Below are 10,326 nucleotides of genomic sequence, written 5' to 3'. Positions count from 1 at the left end.
GGGTGGGGCTCTTTCGTCGGCCGGGGGCCCGCCGCGGCGGCCCCCCGGGGGGCCCGCCTGCCCGACGGTCTGAGCGACTTACCGACAGCCTATCCGTTAAGACGTTGGGGGGCCTTCGGTCACTCATGAGCGAGCAGCGGTACCTTCCCGACGCCGACGGCGTGACCGAGTTCGAAGCGACGGTCGCGGAGGCGACCGACGAGTACGTCGTCCTCGACGGCACCTACTTCTATCCCGAAGGCGGCGGCCAGCCAGCCGACCACGGCGCGCTGGAGTGGGACGGCGGCCGCGCCGAGGTCACGAACGTCCGGAAGAACCACGGCGACGTGCGCCACTACGTCGCGGAAATCGAAGGCGAGGTTCCCGACTCGGGCGAGACGGTCCGGGGCGAAATCGACGCCGAGCGCCGCGACGCCCACCGTCGGATGCACACCGCCCAGCACGTCGTCTCGCGGGTCGTCTTGGACGAGTTCGGCGGCGAGACCGCCGGAAACCAGATTCACGCCGACCGGTCGCGAATCGACTTCGAGCCGGTGGACTTCTCCGAGGAAGACGTCGAGACCATCGAGGAACTGTCGAACGAAGCCATCGAGCGCGACCTGTCGGTGACGAAAGCCGAGCGCCCGCGCGAGGAAGTCGAATCGCGGGTGGACGAAGGACGGTCGCTCCTCCACCTCATTCCGGACCACGTGGACCCGCTCCGGGTGGTCGAGGTCGAAGCGTTCGACTACTGCCCGTGCGGCGGCACCCACGTCGATAGCCTCGGCGAAATCGGGCGCGTCCGGATAACCGACCGCACCTCGAAGGGCGCGGACACCGAGCGAATCGAGTTCGTGCTGGACGACGCGTAGGACTGGCCGGGTGGAACGTCGCCCGTGAACGAGGTGTCGCGACCGAATCTCCCTACTCGTTTGGGCGTCGTAACTCTAAAGAGTCAATCATACGTTTATACGAGTAACAATGAGTACGGAGTTCGGTCAACTGAGGTGGTTCTGTGGGAGTTGAAATCAAGGAGTCGCCGATTACGGAGTCGGAGTACGAGGCGATGCAGGATTTCGTGTACGAGTATCTCGCCGCCAGCGTCGAGAACGAGGACGGCGGCGGCCGAATGCGGTGGTACCCGTGGCACTCCGCGGAGTACCGATTCAACCACATCCTCAACGTGGTCGACCTCGCAGAGACCATCGCGGAGGCGGAGGGCGCGAACGTCGATGTGGTCCGGGTCGCGGGGCTGTTCCACGACATCGCCAAACTCGACGCCGACCAGGAGGTCCACGCCGAGGAGGGCGCGCGCATCGCTCGGAAGTACCTCGAAACCCACGGCGACTTTCCCGAGTCGTTCATCGAGGAGGTGTGCAAAGCCGTCGAGAATCACTCGTATCAGGGCGACCTGACGAACCTCTCGAAGGAAGCTCAGTGTCTCATCGAGGCCGACCTGCTCGACAAGGTGGGCGCGAACGGCACCGCGCTGATGCTGCTCCGGATGGGGTACGAAGCCCGGACCCACATGGACGCCGCCGAGATGGTCGATAGGGTGATGGAGCGGGGCAAGGACGCGGCCACGCGAATCGAGAGCGACACCGCCGAGAGCATCGTCCACGAGCGACTCAAGCGCGTCAAGTGGTTCCGCGAGTGGCTCGAATCCGAAGTGCCCGAGATGGACCACGAGACGGAGTCGGACCCGCGAAACTACAATCGGCCGTAGGGTTATCCGAGCATCCGCACCGACTCCCAGACGAACGAGACGCCTGCGAGCGCCAGCACCGCCGCGCTGAGGTACGCGACCGCGGGCGCGAACGCGTCCACGCGGCGTCCGGCGGCGACCAGCGCGGCCGGGAAGCCGGTAATCCAGAGCGCGATGCCCGCGAAGAAGCCGACCACGATGACCGGGCTTCCGGTCGCCACGGTGATGCCGAGCGCGTCGAGCGAGAACGTGCCGGGGTCGAGCAGGCCGACGCCCGCGGTCAGCCACCACAGAATCTGGAAGGGGTTGGTGAGCGCGAGCGCGAACGCCTTTTGGAAGCCCTTGCTCTCGTCGGCCGAAGTGACATCCTCGCCGGTGAACGCGGCGCTCGCGTCGCTCGCCGCGCCGTAGGCGAAGTAGAGCATCAGAACTCCGCCAGCGCCGAACAGCGCGCCCCTGACCGTCGGGAGGTCACGGACGACCGCGACGACCCCGAGAAGCGCCAGCACGAAAAAGCAGGCGTCGGCGGTCATCGCGCCGAGACCAGCCCGGAAGCCCGACCGCCACCCTCGGAGGACGCTCTCCTCGGCGATGACGGCGTTCATCGGTCCGGGCGGGGCCGCGAGCGAGAGACCGAGCGCGACCCCGGCCAGCGCCGAGACCAGCAGTTGCATGAGTTCGGAGTTGGGAGTCGGCTCTGAAAAGTTCTCCTAAACCGGAACTGCGGCGACCGGGGCGCGTAAATCGGTGGCAAACGGTAAACGACTCCACTTCGAACGGGTAGCCGTAGATTCGATGGACGAAATCGTCTCGATAGCGGAACGGGAACTGGGAGAGTCCCCGACGGAGGTCACGCGAGTAGACGCGGGACTGCTACACGAGACGTACGAACTCGACTGTGCCGGTGGGGAGTACGTACTCCAGTTTGCGTCCGACGCGGACAAGGACCGACGGGACTCTCTGAGACGCGGCCTGAACTGCTACGCCGCGTTGCAGAACTCCGAGATACCCGTCCCGAACCTCGTGACGGAGAAGATGACCGCGTTCGACGGGAGAAAATACGCGCTCGTCGAAAAGCTACCCGGCAAAACGGCGGAGCGCGACGTGTCTCCCGAAAAAGTCCTGAACGCGGGGAGATACCTAGCGAAGATACACAACGTCAGGCACTTCGAGACGGCAGGCTGGATACGGTTCGACGGCGGATATCCATCCGTCCGACGATTTCGAGAAGGGAGTCTGAAACGGCGAATACAGCGTACCGTCGAGGAGAGTTCGGGAGTCCTGCGAGAAGGTGGACTGGAAACGGCTGGAACAGAAGTCGAGAGACTGTTCGACCGGTCGGGAGGAGACCTGCCGGAAGAGTTCCGGCCCGTTCTCTGCCACGACGATTACTCCCCGGACAACGTCCTCTTCCGCGACGGCGAGGTGACGGGAGTACTCGACTTCGACCGGGCCTACTCCGGCCACAATCAGCGAGACCTCGTGAAAGCGGCCAACTGCTTCTGGATGCACGACCCGTGTAGCAACTGGGACGTTCGAGCCAAACTCTACGAAGGATACCGCGAAGTGAACGACCTCGATAGCTCCTTCGACCGAAACGAACCGCTCTACAGAGTCGAGACGCTCGTAGAAATCGTCGCAGGGCTTCTCGAAATGGGCGAACTCTCCGAGTACGAGCGGAGTTTCTACTCCGAGCGACTTTCAGACACACTCGAACGGGCCGAAAAGCGGTGACTCACATCACGCCGAGCACCGCCGCCGAAACCCCACCGACTACCTGCTCCCAAATCGAGAACCCGGTCGCGATGGCGAGGACGGTGTCGGCCGCGAAGAAGCCGAACAGCCCAGCCGCGAACAGGTGTGCCTTCCGGCGGTCGAACCGTCCCGAAAAGCGGTGGAAGAAGTAGGCGTTCGCGAGGCTCACGGGGATGATGGCGGCCATCTCGCCGACCCAGATGGCCGAACTCGCGCCGTACTGTGCGGCGAGTCCGATGGTGACCAACTGGGTCTTGTCGCCGAACTCGCCCGCGGCCATCAGCAGAAAGATGGGGACGAAGCCGCCGAACGACTCCGAGAGGTCCCGGCCGAACACGGTCGGCAGGTCCACGCCGAGGGAGGCCTGTGACACTCCGCCGTCGGATTCGAGCGAAGCCCCCGACTCGCCCGCCGTGGGGGCCGACCGCCACAGCGCGACCGCGAAGACGAAGAACAGTATCGCGGTGAACGCGTCGAGCGCGACCGGCGGGAGCGCCGACTGGAGGGCGCTCCCGAACCAGATTTCGAGCGCGGTCCACCCCGCGAACGCGGCCCCGGCGGCGCTCACGACCACCAGCGGGTCGTACCGGGTCGAGAGTCCGGCGATGATGAACTGGACCTTCTCGCCCGGCAGGACCGCGAGTTGGGCGACCGCCGCCACGACCGCGATTTCGACCCATCCGGTCACGCACCGCCCACCCCGGACTCGGGGGTCGCTCCCTCGGTCTCGGTGCGCCGGACGCGGATGGACGCCGCGACAGACTCGGGGAGGCTCTGTTCGCGTCCCTGAGACTCGCCGTTCGGAGACGCTTCCGGCGTCTCGCGCTCGCCGACGCGGACCGTCACCATGCCGAACGGGGCCACGCCCACGACCCGGACGCGAGTACCGGGCGTGATGCCCGCGTTCGAGAGATACCGGAGTTCCTCGTCGTCGCGGTCGCTCACGCGCGCGACGACTACCGTGTCGCCCTCGGTGTGGTCGCTCAGGCGGGTCGTGTCGTCCTCGGCGATGGGCGCGAGGTCCTCGCTCGGAATCGGGTCGCCGTGGGGGTCCACCTCGGGGTCGCCGAGCGCGTCGGCGACCCGGCGCTCGAACTCCTCGCTGATGTGGTGTTCGAGGCGGTCGGCCTCGTCGTGGACTTCGCTCCACGAGTAGTCGAGGTGTTCGGTCAGGTACGCCTCCAGCAGGCGATGGTGGCGCAGGACTTCGAGCGCGACCGTCTCGCCCTCCGCGGTGAGTTCGACCCCCTTGTACTTCTCGCGCTCGACCAGCCCTCGGTCTTCGAGTTTTTCGACCATGCTCGTGACCGTCGGCGGCGTCACGTCGAGGTACTCGGCGATGGCGGAGGTCGCGACCGGGTCGCCGTCCTCGGTCTGGAGGGTGTAGATAGCTTTCAGGTAGTCCTCCATCACGTCGCTCAACATGTTCGTGGTCGCATTTAGAGCCGTCTAAAGTTTAAGTTTGTCCCATCTTCTATCGCCGTGGCGAGCGCGCGACCGGTCGCGCGCTCGCCTACGGACGGTCTGTGCCCGAGTAGACGACGTATAACTAACGTCCGCGACGGCGTCGATAGCGGGTATGTCGCGAGCGGGGGTCAGCATCGGGTGTCCCACGGGCGGGGGGGGGGGGGGCGCGGCGCCCCCCCCCCGCGGGGCCGCGCCAACGCCGGAGGTCTCCGAAGGCGAGCAGTTCTCCGGGGACGAGCGCCTGAAGGGGACGACGGTAGACTGTCACAACTGTGGCGACGAGTTCGAACTGTACTTCTATTGACCTCCGCGTCCGGGGCGGTCTGGGACTCTCCGTGCTCTCGCTCCGACGCCATTCGAACCCAGTGATTTAAAACATCTAATGCTCTTTCAAAGACATAACGACTCGATATGTCTCAACACCTCTCTCGCCGACGGTTTCTCTCGGGAACGGGAACCGCCTGTACCGCGGCCATCGCCGGGTGCGCTTCGGACACCGCGAGCGCCGAAGGACCCGGTAGCCGCGATACGACCGAGCAGTCGGCCGACCTCGACGGCCTCGAAGCCTTCGTAGACGAGACGGTCCGGGCGCATCTCGACGACCACGACCTCGCCGGGGCGGCGGTGTCGGTCGTCCACGACGGGTCGGTCGCGCTCACGAAGGGCTACGGACACGCCTTCCTCGACGAACGCGACCCGGTCGTTGCCGACGAGACGCGCTTTCGAATCGCGTCGGTGTCGAAGGTCGTCACGTGGACCGCGGCGATGCAACTCGTGGACCGGGGGGAAATCGACCCCCACGAGGACGTGAACACGTACCTCGAATCGGTGTCCGTCCCCGACACCTACGACGGACCGATTACGCTCGCCGACCTCGCGACCCACACCGCCGGGTTCGAAGCCCGCGTCCGCGGGGACACGTCCGGCGACATCGACCGTCTGCGACCGCTCGACGAGGCGGTGTCCGAACACCAGCCTGCGAGAGTCCGGCCGCCCGGCGAGACGCCCCAGTACACCAACTACGCCGCCGCGCTCACCGGCCAACTCGTCGCCGACGTGGCCGACACGACGTTCAGGGAGTACGTCGCGGAGAACGTGTTCGGTCCGTTGGACATGGGCCGAAGCACCTTCGAACAGGCTCCCGGCGGTTTCGGAGCCGACTCGCGCGAGGCGTTCACCGAGAAAGTGAACTGGTTCTCCGACGTTCCCCCGGCGTCGGGAATGAGTGCGACCCCGGCGGACATGGCGCAGTTCCTGCTCGCGCACCTGAACCGCGGCGCGGTCGGCGACGGTGGCGACGACGAGCGCGTTGGGCGAATCCTCTCGCCCGAGGCCGCCGACGAGATGCACCGCCGATGGTTCACGCCCCACGAGCACCTCGACGGCTTCGCGTTCGGTCTCTTCGAGCGAAGTCGAGGAGATATCCGCATCCTCCGGCACGGCGGCGGCATCCCGCAGTTCGCCACCGAACTCCTGTTGGTCCCCGAACTCGACCTCGGGCTGTTCGTCGCGTACAACGGGGCCGAGGCGGGCACCGGCCGCTCGGCGTTCACGGACGCGTTCCTCGACAACTACGTTCCGGTCGAGGCAGACGAACCGGCCGGTCCGGACGGTCGTCCCGCCCGCGCCGACGACATCGAAGGGTCGTACCGTTCGATTCTCGCCACCGACGCGACGACGTACGAGAAGCCCGTGTTGACCGCGTTCGGTCCGGTGCGGACGATAGACGTGCGAATCGAGGACGACGGCACCCTCGTCACCGACGACGGCGACACCACCGACCGCTGGGTCGAAATCGAACCGCTCGTCTTCCGTCGCACCGACGGCCGGAAGACGCTCGCGTTCCGCGAGGAGGACGGCGACCTCACCCACCTGCTCGTCGAGCAGTCCGCGTTCAAACCGATTTCGTGGCACGAGCAGATTGGTCTCCAGACGAAGCTCGCGGCCGCCACCGCGCTCGTGATGCTCTCGGGCGTCGTCGGGTGGCCGCTCGGGGCGGCGTGGCGGTGGTATCGCGGCGGACCGTCGCTCTCGGGCGGCGCGCGACGAGCGAGATGGGTCGGCGGTGCCGCGGCCGGTTGGCCGCTCGTGTTCGCCCTCGGGGTCGTCGTACTGCTTGTGAGTGCCGGAAACGGCGCGTTCAATCGGCCGCCGTCGGGCCTCGAAGTCGCGTTCGGTATCCCGGTCGCCGGAGCGGTCGCGACCCTGTGGGCCGGAGCGTACGCCGTCCGGTCGTGGCGACGAGGATACTGGAGTCTCCCCGTGAGGGTTCACTACACCGCCGTCGTCTGCGCGTCGGCGGGACTGCTCTGGCTGTTCCACTACTGGAACCTCGGAGTGTGATAGCCGACGAACGAATCGCCTACCCTTCGTTCTCCGGTAGTTCGCTCGGCCTGACTCGCGAGTAGACGGTCAATAACGATGTGTCGGTCGAACGTCCGAACGGATATGTCCGAGTCCGAATCGAGCGGGGGGGTCACCGCTTACTTCCACGACGACAGTCTCGAACTCCGGTCGGAGTCCTCGCCCGACGCGTGGATTATTTCCGAGGACCCCGTGACGGTGGAGCGGTAGTCCGCAGTCTCGGCTAGATTCCCTTCCCCATCAGGTGACTCCGGAGCACGTCGTCGTCCTTGTTGCCAGCGCCGGTGTTGAGCAGGACGACCGTGTCGTCGTCGTCGAACTCGCCGCGCCGGGCGAGTTCCCACGCGCCGCTGGCGGCCGCCGCGCAGGTCGCGCCCATTTCGAGGCCCTCGTGCTGGGCGACCGTGATGGCGCTGTCGAGGATGTCCTCGTCGCTGGTCGCCACCGCGCCGCCGTCGCTCTCGCGCAGGGCGTCGAGAATCATGGGACTCGCGCCGGGGTCGGGAATCTCGATGCCGCCACAGATGGTGTCGGGCACGTCCCAGACTTCGTGAACGTCTTTTCCTTCGTCGAACGCCTCGACGACGGGCGCGCATCCCGACGACTGGGCCGCGTACATCGCGGGAATCTCGTCGGTGAGGCCCAACTCGCGGAGTTCCTTCGCGGCCTTGTGCATCCCGACCAGACCGACGCCGCCGCCGGTCGGATACACGACCGCGTCGGGCACTTCCCAGTCGTTCTGCTCGACCAGTTCGTAGAGCATCGTCTTCTTGCCCTCGTGGCGGTACGGCGTCACGAACGTCTTGACCGAGTACCAGTCGTCGTTCTCCGCCATCGCGTCGGCGTAGGCCTGTCCGGCGTCACCGATGCGACCCTCCACGACTGTCAAGTCGCCGCCGTGGACGTTCACCATCGCCTTGTTGACGAACCCGGCGCGCGAGGGGAGGAAGACGTGCGAGTCGAGTCCGGCGCGCGCGGCGTACGCTGCGGCGGCCTGCCCGGCGTTGCCCGCCGAATTCAGCGCCACGTCGGTCGCGCCGTGCTGGACGGCGGCGGTGATAGCGGCGGTCTGGCCGCGGTCCTTGAACGTCCCGGTGGGGTTGCGGCCCTCGTCTTTGAACAGGACTCGGCCGACGCCGAGTTCCTCGGCGAGGGTCGGACACTCTACGAGCTGGGTCGCGCCCTCGTCCATCGAGACGGCGACGTCCTGCGGGAAGGGGAGCAGTTCCTCGTAGCGCCACATCGACTCGAACGGGCGGGCCGCGAGGTCCTCGCGGATGAGGTCGATTTCGTCGTAGTCGTACTCCGGGTCGAGGATGCCGTCGCAGTCGGGACAGCGGTGGGTCGCGGTTTCGGCGTCGAACGTCTCGCCGCAATCGACACAGGTCAGGCCGACGAACGCCTCGGTAGTTTCCATGCGCGGGGGTTCGGAGGCGAGCGACTAATCCCTGTTCGTTCCCGGCGTCCCGTTCCGGTTGTCCCGACTTCGCGAGAACATCCGCTCGCGACTGACACGGTTTATTAGGCTCGCTGGCAGTAAGACGCCTATGGAACGTCTCACGGTCGCGCTTGCCGGAATTGTGACGGTTCTCTTACTCCTGTTCTGTAGCGCGTTCTTTTCGAGTTCGGAGACCGCAGTGTTCTCGCTGTCGCGCGAGTGGGTGGACCGTCAGGCGACGACGGACGACCGGCGAGCGCACGTGCTGAAGGAGTTGCTCGACGATTCGCACCGACTGCTGGTGACGCTTCTGGTCGGGAACAACATCGTCAACATCGCGATTTCGAGCATCGTGACCGTCCTCGTCGCGAGCTATCTGCCGCCCGGTCCCGCAATCGTGGTGACGACGCTGGTGACCAGCGTCCTCGTCCTGATATTCGGCGAAATCGTGCCGAAGGCGTTCGGTCTCGCGAACGCCGAGCGCTGGTCGCTGACCATCGCGTCGCCGGTTCGATTCGTCGAGCGCGCGCTCTCGCCCGTCATCACGCTGTTCGACTGGATAACGCGGCGCATGAACGCGCTCATCCCCGTCGAGACGGACATCGAGAAGCCGTACACGGACTGAGAGGGCGGTCGTTACTCCCAGTCGGGTTCGCGGTCCGCCAGGAACGCCTCCATCCCCTCGCGCTGGTCGCGGGTGCCGAACAGGCCGCTCCACACCCGGCGCTCGTAGCGCAGGCCCGCCTCCTGAGTCGTCTCGTGGGCCTGATTCAGCGTCTCCTTCGCGGCGGCGAGCGCGTAGCGGGGCTTGGCCGCGAGGTCGGCGGCGAGGTCGGCGACGTGGTCGTCTATCTGGTCGCTGGCGACTACCTCGCCGACGAGTCCGTGTTCGTGTGCGTCTTGGGCGTCGATTCGCTCGCCGAAGAAGATGAGCCTGCGGGCGGTCTCGTCGCCGACGAGTCGGGGGAGTCGCTGGCTCCCGCCCCATCCGGGGACGATGCCGAGGTCGATTTCGGTCTGGCCGACGATGGCGTCCTCGCTCGCGACTCGCAGGTCGGCGGCGAGCGCGAGTTCACAGCCGCCGCCGAAGGCGTAGCCGTTGATTGCCGCGATGACGGGCGCGGGAAACGACTCGATTTTGTCGGCGACTCGGTGACCCAACTCGGCGTAGGCTTGGGCCTCGGCAACCGAGAGGTCCTGCATGTAGCTGATGTCCGCGCCAGCGACGAACGCGTCGTCGCCCGCGCCCGTGAGGACGAGCGCGCGAGCGCCCTCGTCCTCGGCCTCCGCGAGCGCCTCCTCGATTGCTTCGAGGGTTTCGACGTTCAGCGCGTTGAGTCGGTCGGGGCGGTCCACGGTCAGGGTGGCGACGCCCTCCTCGTGGTCCAGTCGGATGGTCTCCCAGTCGGACATACGTGTGAGGACGGCCCGCCCCGGAATAATCTTTCCGAGAATTGGACAGCGTTCGCTCTTCGCCCCTGTTCATCGTTCCACCCCGGCGCGCGCTGGCGCGGTCCCGCTGTTTGGGACCGCGCCAAATCGTGCGAGGGATGAGTATCGCAGGCCGAAGGCCGAGAAACGCAATCGGTTGGGGAGGCGTGTGGCCGTCGCGGTCGCG

12 protein-coding genes are annotated in these 10,326 nt (G+C 66.5%); 7 read left to right on the top strand and 5 right to left on the bottom strand.

All coding sequences use genetic code 11. The features are described 5' to 3' along the window. Nucleotides 1-125: 125 nt before the first annotated feature. Both EKH81_RS12175 and EKH81_RS12170 read left to right on the top strand, forming a co-directional pair. The gene (locus tag EKH81_RS12175) at nucleotides 126-851 is read left to right on the top strand and encodes an alanyl-tRNA editing protein (protein ID WP_132057721.1); all 726 of its coding nucleotides are present in this window, start codon (nucleotides 126-128) and stop codon (nucleotides 849-851) included. Nucleotides 852-994: 143 nt separating this feature from the next. Then, nucleotides 995-1,705, top strand: coding sequence for an HD domain-containing protein (locus tag EKH81_RS12170; protein WP_132057720.1), 711 nt, complete (start codon nucleotides 995-997; stop codon nucleotides 1,703-1,705). A 2-nt stretch (nucleotides 1,706-1,707) separates the two neighbouring features. Here EKH81_RS12170 and EKH81_RS12165 read toward each other — a convergent pair whose 3' ends face one another. Further along, nucleotides 1,708-2,358, bottom strand: a complete 651-nt coding sequence (locus EKH81_RS12165; RefSeq protein WP_132057719.1) for a LysE family translocator — start codon at nucleotides 2,356-2,358, stop codon at nucleotides 1,708-1,710. A gap of 121 nt (nucleotides 2,359-2,479) precedes the next feature. Here EKH81_RS12165 and EKH81_RS12160 point away from each other — a divergent pair, with 121 nt between their 5' ends. Beyond that, on the top strand, nucleotides 2,480-3,418 hold the full coding sequence (locus tag EKH81_RS12160) for a phosphotransferase enzyme family protein (protein WP_132057718.1): 939 nt from the start codon (nucleotides 2,480-2,482) through the stop codon (nucleotides 3,416-3,418). 1 nt (nucleotide 3,419) lies between these two features. Here the strand turns inward: EKH81_RS12160 and EKH81_RS12155 are convergent, their stop codons facing one another. Together EKH81_RS12155 and EKH81_RS12150 are read right to left on the bottom strand one after the other, a co-directional pair. Beyond that, nucleotides 3,420-4,127: a TMEM165/GDT1 family protein gene (locus EKH81_RS12155; protein ID WP_132057717.1), complete on the bottom strand. Its 708-nt coding sequence runs from the start codon at nucleotides 4,125-4,127 to the stop codon at nucleotides 3,420-3,422. After that, the gene (locus tag EKH81_RS12150; protein ID WP_132057716.1) at nucleotides 4,124-4,864 is read right to left on the bottom strand and encodes a metal-dependent transcriptional regulator; all 741 of its coding nucleotides are present in this window, start codon (nucleotides 4,862-4,864) and stop codon (nucleotides 4,124-4,126) included. The genes EKH81_RS12155 and EKH81_RS12150 overlap by 4 nt, the downstream gene beginning before the upstream one ends. 154 nt (nucleotides 4,865-5,018) lie before the next feature. Between EKH81_RS12150 and EKH81_RS12145 the strand changes: the two genes are divergently transcribed. From EKH81_RS12145 to EKH81_RS19760, 3 genes are all read left to right on the top strand, one after another. Continuing rightward, the gene (locus EKH81_RS12145) at nucleotides 5,019-5,210 is read left to right on the top strand and encodes a hypothetical protein (RefSeq protein ID WP_162224612.1); all 192 of its coding nucleotides are present in this window, start codon (nucleotides 5,019-5,021) and stop codon (nucleotides 5,208-5,210) included. Nucleotides 5,211-5,317: 107 nt separating this feature from the next. Next, on the top strand, nucleotides 5,318-7,249 hold the full coding sequence (locus tag EKH81_RS12140) for a serine hydrolase domain-containing protein (RefSeq protein WP_132057715.1): 1,932 nt from the start codon (nucleotides 5,318-5,320) through the stop codon (nucleotides 7,247-7,249). Between the two features lie 105 nt (nucleotides 7,250-7,354). After that, nucleotides 7,355-7,480, top strand: coding sequence for a hypothetical protein (locus EKH81_RS19760; RefSeq protein ID WP_274380500.1), 126 nt, complete (start codon nucleotides 7,355-7,357; stop codon nucleotides 7,478-7,480). A gap of 13 nt (nucleotides 7,481-7,493) precedes the next feature. Here EKH81_RS19760 and EKH81_RS12135 read toward each other — a convergent pair whose 3' ends face one another. After that, nucleotides 7,494-8,687, bottom strand: a complete 1,194-nt coding sequence (locus tag EKH81_RS12135) for a threonine synthase (protein WP_132057714.1) — start codon at nucleotides 8,685-8,687, stop codon at nucleotides 7,494-7,496. Nucleotides 8,688-8,817: 130 nt separating this feature from the next. Here EKH81_RS12135 and EKH81_RS12130 point away from each other — a divergent pair, with 130 nt between their 5' ends. Beyond that, nucleotides 8,818-9,333, top strand: a complete 516-nt coding sequence (locus tag EKH81_RS12130; RefSeq protein ID WP_132057713.1) for a CNNM domain-containing protein — start codon at nucleotides 8,818-8,820, stop codon at nucleotides 9,331-9,333. Nucleotides 9,334-9,344: 11 nt separating this feature from the next. Here EKH81_RS12130 and EKH81_RS12125 read toward each other — a convergent pair whose 3' ends face one another. Continuing rightward, on the bottom strand, nucleotides 9,345-10,121 hold the full coding sequence (locus tag EKH81_RS12125) for an enoyl-CoA hydratase/isomerase family protein (protein ID WP_132057712.1): 777 nt from the start codon (nucleotides 10,119-10,121) through the stop codon (nucleotides 9,345-9,347). Between the last annotated feature and the right edge of the window lie 205 nt (nucleotides 10,122-10,326).

This window comes from Halorussus amylolyticus (assembly GCF_004143485.2).
GTDB lineage: Archaea > Halobacteriota > Halobacteria > Halobacteriales > Haladaptataceae > Halorussus > Halorussus amylolyticus.
The sequence above is the reverse complement of the archived record's forward strand: the minus strand, read 5'-3'. Positions and strand labels throughout refer to the sequence as shown.